11 protein-coding genes are annotated in these 13,172 nt (G+C 71.0%); 7 read left to right on the top strand and 4 right to left on the bottom strand.

Going from position 1 to position 13,172, the window contains the following annotated elements; translation table 11 throughout:
* Positions 1-5: 5 nt before the first annotated feature.
* Together ACFTZL_RS02985 and ACFTZL_RS02980 are read right to left on the bottom strand one after the other, a co-directional pair.
* A complete protein-coding gene (locus tag ACFTZL_RS02985; RefSeq protein ID WP_382577482.1) occupies positions 6-854 on the bottom strand; it encodes an ABC transporter permease in 849 nt (282 codons plus the stop codon).
* Positions 851-1,885, bottom strand: coding sequence for an ATP-binding cassette domain-containing protein (locus ACFTZL_RS02980; protein ID WP_382577480.1), 1,035 nt, complete (start codon positions 1,883-1,885; stop codon positions 851-853). The genes ACFTZL_RS02985 and ACFTZL_RS02980 overlap by 4 nt, the downstream gene beginning before the upstream one ends.
* 135 nt (positions 1,886-2,020) lie before the next feature.
* Here ACFTZL_RS02980 and ACFTZL_RS02975 point away from each other — a divergent pair, with 135 nt between their 5' ends.
* Positions 2,021-3,010 (top strand): NAD(P)H-quinone oxidoreductase, encoded by a 990-nt coding sequence (locus ACFTZL_RS02975; protein WP_382577479.1) that lies wholly within the window; start codon positions 2,021-2,023, stop codon positions 3,008-3,010.
* Positions 3,011-3,697: 687 nt separating this feature from the next.
* On the opposite strand, the gene ACFTZL_RS02970 is transcribed toward ACFTZL_RS02975, so the two are convergent.
* Complete coding sequence (locus tag ACFTZL_RS02970) at positions 3,698-4,153, bottom strand: hypothetical protein (protein ID WP_382577478.1); 456 nt, start codon at positions 4,151-4,153, stop codon at positions 3,698-3,700.
* Positions 4,154-4,291: 138 nt separating this feature from the next.
* Between ACFTZL_RS02970 and ACFTZL_RS02965 the strand changes: the two genes are divergently transcribed.
* Positions 4,292-4,861, top strand: coding sequence for a PadR family transcriptional regulator (locus tag ACFTZL_RS02965; RefSeq protein ID WP_382577476.1), 570 nt, complete (start codon positions 4,292-4,294; stop codon positions 4,859-4,861).
* A gap of 85 nt (positions 4,862-4,946) precedes the next feature.
* A complete protein-coding gene (locus ACFTZL_RS02960; protein ID WP_382577473.1) occupies positions 4,947-5,489 on the top strand; it encodes a bacterial proteasome activator family protein in 543 nt (180 codons plus the stop codon).
* 81 nt (positions 5,490-5,570) lie between these two features.
* On the opposite strand, the gene ACFTZL_RS02955 is transcribed toward ACFTZL_RS02960, so the two are convergent.
* The gene (locus ACFTZL_RS02955; protein WP_382577470.1) at positions 5,571-7,214 is read right to left on the bottom strand and encodes a protein kinase; all 1,644 of its coding nucleotides are present in this window, start codon (positions 7,212-7,214) and stop codon (positions 5,571-5,573) included.
* A gap of 355 nt (positions 7,215-7,569) precedes the next feature.
* On the opposite strand from ACFTZL_RS02955, the gene ACFTZL_RS02950 reads away from it, so the two are divergent.
* The 4 genes from ACFTZL_RS02950 to ACFTZL_RS02935 all read left to right on the top strand — a co-directional run bounded on the left by ACFTZL_RS02950 (position 7,570) and on the right by ACFTZL_RS02935 (position 13,140).
* Positions 7,570-9,150 carry a protein kinase gene (locus ACFTZL_RS02950; RefSeq protein WP_382577468.1) on the top strand — a complete coding sequence of 527 codons (1,581 nt, stop codon included), beginning with the start codon at positions 7,570-7,572 and terminating at the stop codon, positions 9,148-9,150.
* A 394-nt stretch (positions 9,151-9,544) separates the two neighbouring features.
* The gene (gene pdhA / locus ACFTZL_RS02945) at positions 9,545-10,750 is read left to right on the top strand and encodes a pyruvate dehydrogenase (acetyl-transferring) E1 component subunit alpha (protein ID WP_382577465.1); all 1,206 of its coding nucleotides are present in this window, start codon (positions 9,545-9,547) and stop codon (positions 10,748-10,750) included.
* 1 nt (position 10,751) lies between these two features.
* Positions 10,752-11,729: an alpha-ketoacid dehydrogenase subunit beta gene (locus ACFTZL_RS02940; protein ID WP_382577462.1), complete on the top strand. Its 978-nt coding sequence runs from the start codon at positions 10,752-10,754 to the stop codon at positions 11,727-11,729.
* Between the two features lie 10 nt (positions 11,730-11,739).
* Positions 11,740-13,140: a dihydrolipoamide acetyltransferase family protein gene (locus ACFTZL_RS02935; protein WP_382577459.1), complete on the top strand. Its 1,401-nt coding sequence runs from the start codon at positions 11,740-11,742 to the stop codon at positions 13,138-13,140.
* Positions 13,141-13,172: the final 32 nt, after the last annotated feature.

Below are 13,172 nucleotides of genomic sequence, written 5' to 3'. Positions count from 1 at the left end.
AGGCTCTATTTCCGGTTGTACAGCCGCATCGTGATCGGCCCGAAGACCAGCACGAACAGTCCGGCCCAGCCCAGCGACCAGGCGACCTCGTCGGCCGGCCAGTCGCCGCCCATCAGGCCGCGCACCGCCGACGCCAGATGGGTGATGGGGCTGTTGTTCACGAACGCCTGGAGCCAGCCCGGCATCGTCGACGGGTCGACGAACACGTTGGACAGGAAGGTGAGCGGGAAGATCACCATCATGCTGACGCCCATCACCGACTTCTCGGTGCGCAGCATCAGCCCGAACATCGTCCAGATCCACGAGAAGGCGAACGAGAAGAGCACCAGCAGGGCGATGCCGGCGAGCACACCGCCGATCCCGCCGTCCGGCCGGTAGCCCAGGATGATGCCGACGGTGAGCATCACGACCGACGCGATCGTGTACCGCAGGGCGTCGCCGAGCAGATAGCCGACCATGGTCGACGGCCGCCAGATCGGCAGGGTGCGGAACCGGTCGAAGACGCCCTTCTCGATGTCCGTGTTGACGGAGACACCCGTGTACATCGTGATCATCACGACCGACATCACGAGGATGCCCGGCAGCAGGAACTGGATGTACTCCTCAGGCGAGCCGGCCAGCGCCCCGCCGAACAGGTAGGTGTACATCAGCACCATCATGATCGGGAACGCCGTGACGTCGAAGAGCTGCTCCGGCACGTGCTTGATCTTGAGGATCGCCCGCCAGCCGAAGGTCATCGAGGCCGACAAGGCGCTGGGCCGCGAGGGCCGCTCCTTGGCGATGAGCAGGGCCGCGAGGGACTCGGTGCTGACCGGGGCGAGTTCCTTGGCCTCGGTGGTCGTCGTGGTGCTCATGCCGCCACCTCGTCCTTCGGGTCGTGGGAGGGGCCGGAGCCGGCCGGGCGGTCCGGGGCGTGCGTGTCGTGCCCGGTGAGGGCGAGGAACACCTCGTCCAGGCTGGGCTGGCCCAGCGAGAAGTTGTCGACGGTGATCCCGGCGGTGGCCAGCTCGCTCAGCGCCCGAGACGCCTGCTGGGCCGCGGTGTCGTCGCTCGCCGCCGCACCGAGGCGGGCCGTCAGGGCCACCGGGTCGTGCTCAAGCTGCACCTGCGCGTCGAGGGTCCGGCGCAGCAGCTCACCCGCGAGGACCCGTTGATCCGGATCTCTCAGCCGTAGATGGACCGATCCGGCGCCGACGGACGACTTCAGCTCGCCCTTGGTGCCCTCGGCGATCACTCGGCCGCGGTCGATGACGGCGATCCGGGACGCGAGCTGGTCGGCCTCGTCCAGATACTGAGTGGTCAGCAGCACGGTGGTGCCCTGGGCGACCACGGCCCGCACGATGTCCCACACCTGGTTGCGGCTGCGTGGATCGAGGCCGGTGGTCGGCTCGTCGAGGAACAGCAGGTCGGGGGTGCTGAGGATGGACGCGGCGATGTCGATCCGCCTCCGCATACCGCCCGAGTAGTGCTTGACCTGCTTCGCGGCGGCCTCCGTGAGCCCGAAGGCCTCCAGGAGCTGGGCGGCGCGGTCCCGGGCGGCCTTCTTGTGGTGGCCGAGCAGCCGGCCCAGCAGGACCAGGTTCTCGGTGCCGGTGAGGTCCTCGTCCACCGACGCGTACTGGCCGGTGAGGCTCACCCGGGCGCGCACCTCGTCCGCCTCGCGGACGATGTCGTGGCCGAAGACATGCGCTTCGCCGCCGTCCGGCCGCAGGAGTGTGGCGAGCATTTTCACGGTGGTGGTCTTGCCGGCGCCGTTCGGGCCGAGAACGCCGTAGACCGTGCCCGCGGGCACGGACAGGTCGACTCCGTCGACGGCCCTGGTCTCGCCGAACGTCTTCACCAGGCCCGCGGTCTCGATCGCCAGGCCGGACGTCTGCGTGCTCATGCTTCGGGTCCTTCCGAGTACGTGGGCTACGCATGGGGAGACCTTTACCGTCGCGCAAACTCATCGGTCCCGCACATGGGTTTTCGCCAGAACCGGACCGATGACGTAGGAGTACCGAGGAGTACCGTCCCAGTCATGTATGCGATCACGATTCCCGAACCTGGTGGGCCCGAGGCGCTGGTCTGGGACGAGGTCCCGGATCCCGTGCCCGGCGAGGGCGAGGTCCTGGTCGAGGTGACGGCCGGTGCCGTCAACCGGGCCGACATCCTGCAGCGGCAGGGCTTCTACGACCCGCCGCCCGGCACGCCCCCCTACCCCGGCCTGGAGTGCTCCGGGCGGATCGCCGGGATCGGCACCGGCGTCTCCGGGTGGAGCGTGGGCGACGAGGTGTGCGCGCTGCTCTCCGGCGGCGGTTACGCCGAGAAGGTGGTGGTCCCGGCCGGACAGCTGCTGCCCGTGCCCGAGGGCGTCGGTCTGCGGCAGGCCGCGGCACTGCCCGAGGTGACCTGCACCGTCTGGTCGAACGTCTTCATGATCGCCCATCTGCGCCCCGGCGAGACGCTCCTCGTGCACGGCGGCTCCAGCGGCATCGGCACCATGGCGATCCAGCTCGCCAAGGCCGTCGGTGCCAGGGTCGCCGTCACGGCGGGCACCAAGGAGAAGCTGGACCGGTGCGCCGAACTGGGCGCCGACATCCTGGTCAACTACCGCGAGCAGGACTTCGTCGAAGAGGTCAGGAAGGCCACGGACGGCGCCGGTGCCGACGTCATCCTCGACAACATGGGCGCCAAGTACCTGGAGCGCAACGTCAAGGCCCTCGCCGTCAACGGCCGGCTCGCGATCATCGGCATGCAGGGCGGCGTCAAGGGCGAGCTGAACATCGGCGCGCTGCTCGCCAAGCGCGCCGCGATCAGCGCGACGTCCCTGCGGGCCCGGCCGCTGGAGGAGAAGGCGGCCATCGTCGCGGCCGTGCGCGAACACGTCTGGCCCCTGTTCTCCGGCGGCCACCTGCGCCCGGTCATCGACCGCGAACTCCCCATGCGCGACGCCGCCACCGCCCACCAGGTCGTGGAGGACAGCGGCCACATCGGCAAGGTACTGCTGATCGCACCGCAGGACGCCTGAAACGGGCCTCAGGGGCGGCGCGGCCCGGGGGTGCTCGAGCGGGCCTCAGGCGCGTCCGCGGCCGGAGGGCGCTCGACAGTCGGCCTCGGACGGGGTGCGGCCCGGGGTGCTTGAAAGCGTGCCCCGAAAGCGTCCGCCGCCGGGGCGCTTGAAGCGGCACCAGCCGCGCTCGCAGCCGGGGCGTTTGAAGCGGGCCTCAGGGGTGGGGCAGCCCGGGGGTTGCTTGAGCGGGCCTCGGGCGCGTCCGTGGCCGGGGGGCGCTTGAGACGGCACAAGTGCGTCCGCGCCGCAGGGCGCGCTCGAAACGGCACCAGCCGCGCTCGCAGCCGGGGTGCTTGAAGCGGGCCTCAGGCGTGGCGCGGCCCGATGGCGCTCGAAGTCGGCCCAGCCGGGACGCGACCGCAGGGCTCTTGGAAAGGCCCGGGACATGGCCGACCGCGTGCCCTGCGCGCGCCTCAGCGGGAGGCCTACGAACGCCAGGCCCAGCCCGAGCCCGCCGCGTGCCCTGCGCGCGCCTCAGCGGGAGGCCACGAACGCCAGGCCCAGCCCGAGCCCGCCGCGTGCCCTGCGCGCGCCGCAGCCGGAGGCCGACGAACGCCAGGCCCAGCCCGAGCCCGCCGCGTGCCCTACGCGCGCCGCAGCCGGAGGCCGACGAACGCCAGGCCCAGCCCGAGCCCGCCGCGTGCCCTACGCGCGCCGCAGCCGGAGGCCGACGAACGCCAGGCCCAGTCCGAGTCCGATCAGTACCAGCCCGCTGCCCAGCGGCAGGATCCGCAGTACGGGCCCGACAGGCCGTTCGGCCTGTGCTGCGGCCTCGCGCGCGGGCGGTTCCGTCGGGGCGGAGGGTACGGGGACGGCCTCCCGGGAGGCCGTGGGCACGGCGGTGGCCTCACGGGCCTCCCGCTCCTCCTCGGCCCCCTCCGGGCGCCCCGGCCGCTCCCGTCCCTCACCGGCCCGGGTCCCGGCCCGCGAGGGCTCGCCGGACGCGGACGGGGCGGAGGGGGCGGCGACGGCCCCGGCCTCTTCGTCGTACGCGAGGACGGAACCGTGGGCCTGAACGGATCCGCAGGGTGAGACGACCGCACCCGCCCCCAAGGCGACCACCAGTACGGCCGCCCGCAGTGCGCGTAGCCATGGAGTCACGTTGGTGACCCCCTCCCGCCGTGCCCGGTAGGGCAATCCCGGCAAGTTCGGTCATTTAGAGGCAATCAGCCTCACATTCCCCCGGACCTCCGGCATTCCGGGTTCGGCCGACGGGCGGAATCGCTGCACAATCCGGTTATGTCGATACGTCACGGGCTGCTGGCGCTCCTGGCGGCCGGACCCCGCTACGGCTCACGCCTGCGCACCGACTTCGAGGCCCGCACCGGCGGGACCTGGCCGCTGAACATCGGGCAGGTCTACACGACGCTGGGCCGCCTGGAACGGGACGGGATGGTGGCCCAGGAGGGCGTCGACGAGGCGGGCCGGGCGCTGTACGCGCTCACCGAGGCGGGCCGGGCCGAGCTGCGCGCCTGGTACGCCCGCCCCGTGGAACGGGCGAGCCCGCCGCGCGACGAGCTGGCCATCAAGCTGGTGATGGCGGTCGGAGCGGACGGCGTCGACGTACGGGAGGTCGTCGAGGCCCAGCGCCGGCACGTGACGCAGGCGCTCCACGACCACGTGCGGCAGCGGGCCGAAGCCCTGGCCGGCGCGCCCGGGCACCCGCGGGAGATGGCCCGGCTGCTCGTCCTGGAGCAGCTCGTCTTCCAGGCCGAGGCCGAGGTCCGGTGGCTGGACCACTGCGAGGCCCGTCTGCTGCGTCTCACCCGTGAGGCGGAACCACCCTCCGGGGAGCAACCCGGGCACTGACCGATACGTCTGTCGAAACAGGGTGGATCAGCTTCCCGTGGGGGCACCACGGAGGTGAGGTGCAGGCGTGCGAGAGAATGGCGACATGGAGATGCCGAGAAACGAACGGTCGCCGGAGAGCCCGCAGATCCTGGTCGTGGGCCAGGACGGAATGGCGCTCGGTGGTGGCAGCGGAGACGAGGACTCCCGCGAGATCCCGGTCACGGAACAGGTGGAGCAGCCCGCCAAGGTCATGCGGATCGGCAGCATGATCAAGCAGCTGCTCGAAGAAGTGCGCGTGGCGCCCCTGGACGAGGCCAGCCGGGTCCGGCTCAAGGAGATCCACGCCAGCTCGGTGAAGGAGCTGGAGGACGGTCTGGCGCCCGAGCTGGTCGAGGAGCTGGAGCGGCTCTCCCTGCCCTTCACGGACGAGGCGACCCCCAGCGACGCGGAACTGCGCATCGCGCAGGCCCAGCTCGTCGGCTGGCTCGAGGGGCTCTTCCACGGGATCCAGACGACGCTGTTCGCCCAGCAGATGGCGGCCCGCGCCCAACTGGAGCAGATGCGCCGCGCCCTCCCGCCGGGCGCCGGCCACGAGGGCCTCGACGAGCAGCACCCGGGGGCCCGTTCGGGCGGGCCGTACCTGTAGGCCCGGTACAGACCTCCCCGAACAGAAACAGAAAGGGCCCCGCGGCCGAAGCCGCCGGGCCCTTCCTCATGTGCCGGAGCGTCAGGACGGCGGGTTGCCCGTCGAGACGTTGAGCTCGATGATCGGCATGTCGTCCGGGTCGACATCGGTGCCCTTGGACGGGAACTGGTTCATGACCGTGCCCTCGCCGTAGGTGTTCTCGTCCACGTTCTTGGTGCTGACCTGCCAGCCGGCCGCCTGGGCACAGGACTTGACCGACGTGATGTTCATGAACTTGAAGTCCGGGATCTGGATCTTGTCGGGGTCGTTGTACGACTCCTCCGGCTCCGTGCACTCCTCGGCGTCGATCGTCTTCGACGTGTCCGGCCCGCGGTAACCGGGCTTCTTGGCCGCAGAGGCCGAGGCGCTCGCGCTGCTGCCGCCGCCGCCCTTGTCGTCCTCGCCGCCGCCGTTCATCAGCAGGGCCGCGACCAGTCCGCCGACCGCCACCACGGACACGATGACGGAGCCGATGATCACCGGCTTGTTGCTCTTGCCACCGCCCTGCGACGCGGGCGCGGTCTGGGGCGTGAGGTTGTACGGCGGCGGGGTCGACGGCCCCGGCTGCGGGGAGTACGCGGCCGGGTGCGGCGTCTGGTAGCCCTGCTGCGGATAGCCGTACGCCGGGGACGGCGCCGACGGTGCGGGCGTGCCGTACGGGTTCGGGGGCGGGGTCGGCTGATACGGCGTCTGGACCTGGCCCGAGGCGGCCGGGGGCGCCTGGTCGACCGGCGGGAACACGGCCGAGCCGACGCCCGCGCCGCTAGGCGCCTGCGTGCCCGGGACGATGCTCGGCGGGGCCGCGTGGAAGGACGCCGCCACCCGCAGGCACTCGTCGCGCATGGCCTCGGAGCTGGGGAAACGCTCGTTCGGATTCTTCTTCAGCGCCCGGGCGATCAGCGCGTCCACGGCCGGCGGCAGCGCGCGGTTGATCGTGGACGGAACCGGCGGCTCCTCCTGGACGTGTGCATACGCGATGGCCAGCGGCGAGTCCGCCTCGAACGGCAGCCGCCCGGTGACCAGTTGGAACAGCATGATGCCGACCGAGTACAGGTCGGAGCGGGCGTCCACGCCGCGGCCGAGGGCCTGTTCCGGCGAGAGGTACTGCGGGGTGCCGACGACCATGCCGGTCTGCGTCATCGACGTCACACCGGACTGCATGGCGCGGGCGATGCCGAAGTCCATGACCTTGACCACACCGCGCTTGGTCATCATCACGTTGCCCGGCTTGATGTCGCGGTGGACCAGGCCCATCTCGTGGCTGATCTCCAGCGCGGCCAGCACATCCGCCGTGATCTTCAGTGCCTTGTCGGCGGGCATCGCGCCCTGCTGCCGTACGTCCTCGTCGAGCACCGAGCCGAGCGGGCGGCCCTCGACGTACTCCATGACGATGTACGGCGTCGTCATGGAGTCGAGGGTGTCCTCGCCGGTGTCGAAGACCGAGACGATGTTGGTGTGCGTGAGCTTGGCCACGGACTGGGCCTCGCGGCGGAACCGCTCGCGGAAGGCCTGCTCCCGGCCGAGCTCGGTGTGAAGTGTCTTGATCGCGACCTGTCGGTCGAGCACGCTGTCGTACGCGAGGTGCACCGAGGCCATGCCGCCCTGGCCGAGGAGGTCACGCAGCTGATAGCGGCCACTGGCGAGCGCCCGCCCCGTGTACTGCCCCTGTGCGCCGTCCTGGCTCATGTTCCGTGTCCCCCGTAGCTCCCCGAGGAGCTGCCGACTGCCGCTGATCCGTCTGATCCGCCGTTGATCCAAACCGTCATTCCCGGCCAAGTCTGCCCCAGGGCACGGACACGTCAAGCTCGGTGCCCGTTCCGTGACCGTACGCGAAAGAAGCGTCGCGGAAGCGTTACCGGGGGCGTGCGGCCGGTACACAGAATTTGCACGAGAGTGCTGAGTAAAGGTTTCATGGCCCGTCCGTCCCGTGCCGGTCCCGGCACCCGTCTCGGACCGGCGGCTTGCGCGGAGGCTGTAGCGTGGCCGACGGAGACCGTAACAACACCGCGCGCACCGCGGGCAGAAACGACGGCGAGGACTGATGGCACAGCAGCAGCGCGCTCAGGGCCCGTCCGAACCCGAGGCGACTGGCGGCGGCATGTCGGACGCGCCGGAGGTCTGGGGTAACGGCGGGTTGGTCGGGGACGGCCGGTACCGGCTGACCCACAGACTCGGCCGGGGCGGCATGGCCGAGGTGTTCGCCGCCGAGGACGTCCGCCTCGGACGCACCGTCGCTGTCAAGCTGCTCCGTTCCGACCTCGCCGAGGACCCGGTGTCCAAGGCGCGCTTCACGCGCGAGGCCCAGTCGGTGGCCGGCCTCAACCACCACGCGATCGTCGCCGTGTACGACTCCGGCGAGGACATCGTCGGCGGCCAGCCGCTCCCCTACATCGTCATGGAACTGGTCGAGGGCCGCACCATCCGCGACCTGCTGCTGAACGCCGAGGCGCCGGGCCCCGAACAGGCCCTGATCATCGTCTCGGGCGTCCTGGAGGCGCTCGCCTACTCGCACCAGCACGGCATCGTGCACCGCGACATCAAGCCCGCCAACGTCATCATCACGCACAACGGCGCTGTGAAGGTGATGGACTTCGGCATCGCCCGCGCCCTGCACGGCGCGCAGTCCACGATGACGCAGACCGGCATGGTCGTCGGCACCCCGCAGTACCTGTCCCCGGAGCAGGCGCTCGGCAAGGCCGTCGACCACCGCTCCGACCTGTACGCCACGGGCTGCCTGCTCTACGAACTCCTCTCGCTGCGCCCGCCGTTCACCGGCGAGACCCCGCTGTCGGTGGTCTACCAGCACGTCCAGGACATCCCGACGCCGCCGTCCGAGGCCTCCGACGTCTGCCCGCCGGAGCTGGACGGCATGGTGATGCGCTCCCTCGCCAAGGAGCCCGACGACCGGTTCCAGACGGCCGAGGAGATGCGCGGGCTGGTCCAGTACGCGCTCCAGATGCTCTACGACCAGGGCGGCCACACCGGCACCTGGAACACCGGCCCGGTCGACATGCACGAGGGCCGGCACACCCCGTCGGGCGGCTTCGCCCACACGGCTGTGATGGGCCACCCCGGCGATGTGTCCGGCACCGCTCAGATCCCCTCGCCGATACTTCCCGCCGGTTACGGCGGCGGGGACGAGGGCGGCTTCGAGGGCCGCGGCAACAAGGGCAGCGGCCGCGGCAAGCTGTGGATCCTCGCGGTGCTCGCGGTGATCGCCGTGGCGGCGGGTGTCGCCCTGGCGCTGCAGAACACCGGCGGCGACAAGAAGGACCCCGCCGACAAGAAGTCGCCGACCACCTCGCAGACGACCGAGGAGAAGACGCCGAGCGAGACGCCGAGCGACGAGGTCACCGACGAGCCGACCGACACGTCGACGGACGACGGCACCGGCACGAGCTCCGGCGGCGGAGAGTGGACGCCGTCGTACAGCCCGTCCTACACGCCGTCCCAGAGCACTCCCGAGACGCCCACCGACCAGCCGACGGACCAGCCGACCACCGCGGAGCCGACCGACGAGCCGACGGACCCGGAGCCCACGGACCCGGAGACGCCCCCGGACGACACGGGCGGCACGGACGCGGGCACCACGAGCGGCGTCGTCGGTGGCGCGGAAGGCTGACCCGGACGACGGAAACGCACGATCAACGCGCGCGTGGGACCCGGAAACGGGATCCACGCGCGCGTGCCGTTTTCGGCGCGCCCATAAGTTGACTCTTCCCGTGACCTGGGTCACCGGGTTAACGTGCGGTAGCTCCGGCCTCCTGCAAGGCTGTGACCAGGGCCCCTTCCCCGCCTTCCCGATTTACTTGGAAATCCAAGCAAAATCGCAGGTCAGATGGGGTTTCACAGAAATGTGGAGCACTGGGTAACGTGCTTGTTGCAGGGCGCTCGCCGGGGCACCTGTCACGCCTGTTCCGGCCGAGTGGCACCCACCCCGTGCCCGGTGGTCGAGAACAGGTGAGCCGCACTGGCCTACCGGCAACCCCGGGGGCCGGACCGACGGAGGAGCACACGTGACCGTGGAGAGCACTGCCGCGCGCACATCGCGACGCAGCGCCGGAAGCAAGGCCGGCACCACCGGCACCAAGGGCACCACCCGCACGCCTGCGACGAAGGCCGCCGGTGCGAAGAAGGCCGCCGAGCCTCAGCTCGTGCAGCTGCTGACGCCCGAGGGCAAGCGCGTCAAGAACGCCGAGTACGACAAGTACGTCGCCGGTGTCACCCCGGAGGAGCTCCGCGGCCTGTACCGCGACATGGTGCTCACCCGCCGCTTCGACGCCGAGGCCACCTCCCTGCAGCGCCAGGGCGAGCTGGGCCTGTGGGCCTCGCTGCTCGGCCAGGAGGCCGCCCAGATCGGCTCCGGCCGGGCCCTGCGCGACGACGACTACGTCTTCCCCACCTATCGCGAGCACGGCGTCGCCTGGTGCCGCGGGGTGGACCCGACCAACCTGCTCGGCATGTTCCGGGGTGTGAACAACGGTGGCTGGGACCCGAACAGCAACAACTTCCAGCTCTACACGATCGTCATCGGCTCCCAGACGCTGCACGCCACCGGCTACGCGATGGGCGTCGCCAAGGACGGTGCCGACAGCGCGGTGATCGCCTACTTCGGCGACGGCGCCTCCAGCCAGGGCGACGTGGCCGAGTCGTTCACCTTCTCCGCGGTCTACAACGCCCCGGTCGTGTTCTTCTGCCAGAACAACCAGTGGGCCATCTCCGAGCCGACCGAGAAGCAGTCCCGCGTCCCGATCTACCAGCGCGCGCAGGGCTACGGCTTCCCGGGCGTACGGGTGGACGGCAACGACGTGCTCGCCTGCCTCGCGGTCACCCGCTGGGCCCTGGAGCGGGCCCGCTCCGGCGAGGGCCCGACCCTCGTCGAGGCGTTCACCTACCGCATGGGCGCCCACACCACCTCCGACGACCCGAGCCGCTACCGGGGCGACGAGGAGCGCCAGGCCTGGGAGGCCAAGGACCCGATCCTGCGCCTTCGCCGGTTCCTGGAGACCTCAAACCACGCGGACGAGGGATTCTTCGAGGAACTGGAGGCCGAGTCCGAGGCGTTGGGCAAACGAGTGCGCGAGGCGGTCCGTGCCATGCCGGACCCGGACCACTTCGCGATCTTCGAGAACGTCTACGCGGACGGACACGCGCTCGTCGACGAGGAGCGCGCCCAGTTCGCCGCGTACCAGGCGTCGTTCGCCGATGAGGGGGGCAACTGACATGGCCGAAAAAATGGCACTCGCCAAGGCGATCAACGAGTCGCTGCGCCATGCCCTGGAGGCCGACCCCAAGGTCCTGATCATGGGCGAGGACGTCGGCAAGCTCGGCGGCGTCTTCCGGGTGACGGACGGACTGCAGAAGGACTTCGGCGAGAGCCGCGTCATCGACACCCCGCTGGCCGAGTCGGGCATCGTCGGCACGGCGATCGGCCTGGCCCTGCGCGGCTACCGCCCGGTGGTGGAGATCCAGTTCGACGGCTTCGTCTTCCCGGCGTACGACCAGATCGTCACACAGCTCGCGAAGATGCACGCCCGCTCCCTGGGCAAGGTCAAGCTCCCGGTCGTCGTACGCATCCCCTACGGCGGCGGCATCGGCGCGGTGGAGCACCACTCGGAGTCCCCCGAGGCGCTCTTCGCGCATGTCTCGGGCCTGAAGATCGTCAGCCCGTCCAACTCCTCGGACGCGTACTGGATGATGCAGCAGGCCATCCAGAGCGACGACCCGGTGATCTTCTTCGAGCCCAAACGCCGCTACTGGGACAAGGCCGAGGTCAACACCGAGGCGATCCCGGGCCCGCTGCACAAGGCCCAGGTGGTCCGCGAGGGCACCGACCTCACCCTCGCCGCGTACGGCCCGATGGTGAAGCTCTGCCAGGAGGTCGCGGACGCGGCCGCCGAGGAGGGGCGGAAGCTGGAGGTCCTGGACCTGCGCTCGGTCTCCCCGCTCGACTTCGACTCGATCCAGGCGTCGGTGGAGAAGACGCGCCGGCTGATCGTCGTCCACGAGGCCCCGGTGTTCTTCGGCTCGGGCGCGGAGATCGCCGCGCGCATCACGGAGCGCTGCTTCTACCACCTGGAGGCCCCGGTGCTCCGGGTCGGCGGCTACCACGCGCCGTACCCGCCGGCCCGCCTGGAGGAGGAGTACCTGCCGAACCTGGACCGGGTGCTGGATGCCGTCGACCGCTCGCTGGCGTACTGAGGAGAGGGTCGTGACGACGATGACGGAAGCGTCCGTACGCGAGTTCAAGATGCCGGACGTGGGTGAGGGGCTCACCGAGGCCGAGATCCTCAAGTGGTTCGTCCAGCCCGGCGACACGGTCACCGACGGCCAGGTGGTGTGCGAGGTCGAGACGGCGAAGGCGGCCGTCGAGCTGCCCATCCCGTACGACGGCGTGGTCAGGGATCTGCACTTCCCCGAGGGCACCACGGTCGACGTGGGCACGTCGATCATCGCGGTCGACGTGAGCGGAGGGGCCGCGCCCGAGCCCGCCGCCGAGCAGCCCGCGGCGCCCCGGCCCGCGGAGGAGCCCAAGGCGGAGGGCTCGGGCCGCCAGCCGGTCCTGGTCGGCTACGGGGTGGCGGCCTCGTCCACCCGCCGTCGCCCCCGCAAGGGCCCGGAGGTCCCGGTCCAGCAGGCCTCGACCGCGATCCAGACGGAGCTGAACGGCCACGGTGCGGCGCCCTCGGCCGCCGCAGCCGTCAAGGAACGCCCGCTGGCCAAGCCCCCGGTCCGCAAGCTGGCCAAGGACCTGGGCGTCGATCTGACGACGGTCGTCCCGACCGGCCCGGACGGCATCATCACCCGCGAGGACGTGCACGCGGCGGTGGCCCAGCCGCAGGCACCGCAGCCGGCGGTCCCCGCGGCCGCCGCCCCGGCACCCGCGCCGGCCGTGGTGTCGTACGACACGACCCGCGAGACCCGCATCCCGGTCAAGGGCGTCCGCAAGGCGACGGCGGCCGCGATGGTCGGCTCGGCGTTCACGGCGCCGCATGTCACGGAGTTCGTGACGGTCGACGTGACGCGCACGATGAAGCTGGTCGAGGAGCTGAAGGAGGACAAGGAGTTCGCGGGCCTGCGCGTGAACCCCCTCCTGCTGATCTCCAAGGCCCTGCTCGTCGCGATCAGGCGCAACCCGGACGTCAACGCGTCCTGGGACGAGGCCGCCCAGGAGATCGTGGTCAAGCACTACGTGAACCTGGGCATCGCGGCCGCGACCCCGCGCGGCCTGATCGTCCCGAACATCAAGGACGCCCACGCCCAGACGCTGCCGCGGCTGGCCGAGTCGCTGGGCGAGCTGGTGTCGACGGCCAGGGACGGCAAGACGTCCCCGGCGGCCATGCAGGGCGGCACGGTGACGATCACCAACGTCGGTGTCTTCGGCGTCGACACGGGCACGCCGATCCTCAACCCCGGCGAGTCCGCGATCCTCGCGGTCGGTGCGATCAAGCTCCAGCCGTGGGTCCACAAGGGCAAGGTGAAGCCCCGCCAGGTCACCACCCTGGCCCTGTCCTTCGACCACCGCCTGGTCGACGGCGAGCTGGGCTCGAAGGTCCTGGCGGACGTGGCGGCGATCCTGGAGCAGCCGAAGCGTCTGATCACCTGGGCGTGAGCCGAAACGCCGGCGGCCCCCTGCTCTCGGGC

It is taken from the genome of Streptomyces sp. NPDC056948 (assembly GCF_042674225.1).
In the GTDB taxonomy this organism is placed as follows: Bacteria; Actinomycetota; Actinomycetes; order Streptomycetales; family Streptomycetaceae; genus Streptomyces; species Streptomyces purpurascens.
The sequence above is the reverse complement of the archived record's forward strand: the minus strand, read 5'-3'. Positions and strand labels throughout refer to the sequence as shown.

Bases quoted from the DNA above. Each gene is read 5' to 3' on its own strand.
- ACFTZL_RS02950 (WP_382577468.1), top strand. From the start codon at position 7,570: ATGGCACAGCAGCAGCGCGCTCAGGGCCCGTCCGAACCCGAGGCGACT.
- ACFTZL_RS02980 (WP_382577480.1), bottom strand. From the start codon at position 1,885: ATGAGCACGCAGACGTCCGGCCTGGCGATCGAGACCGCGGGCCTGGTG.
- ACFTZL_RS02965 (WP_382577476.1), top strand. From the start codon at position 4,292: ATGTCGATACGTCACGGGCTGCTGGCGCTCCTGGCGGCCGGACCCCGC.
- ACFTZL_RS02975 (WP_382577479.1), top strand. From the start codon at position 2,021: ATGTATGCGATCACGATTCCCGAACCTGGTGGGCCCGAGGCGCTGGTC.
- ACFTZL_RS02940 (WP_382577462.1), top strand. From the start codon at position 10,752: ATGGCCGAAAAAATGGCACTCGCCAAGGCGATCAACGAGTCGCTGCGC.
- ACFTZL_RS02955 (WP_382577470.1), bottom strand. From the start codon at position 7,214: ATGAGCCAGGACGGCGCACAGGGGCAGTACACGGGGCGGGCGCTCGCC.
- ACFTZL_RS02960 (WP_382577473.1), top strand. From the start codon at position 4,947: ATGGAGATGCCGAGAAACGAACGGTCGCCGGAGAGCCCGCAGATCCTG.
- ACFTZL_RS02985 (WP_382577482.1), bottom strand. From the start codon at position 854: ATGAGCACCACGACGACCACCGAGGCCAAGGAACTCGCCCCGGTCAGC.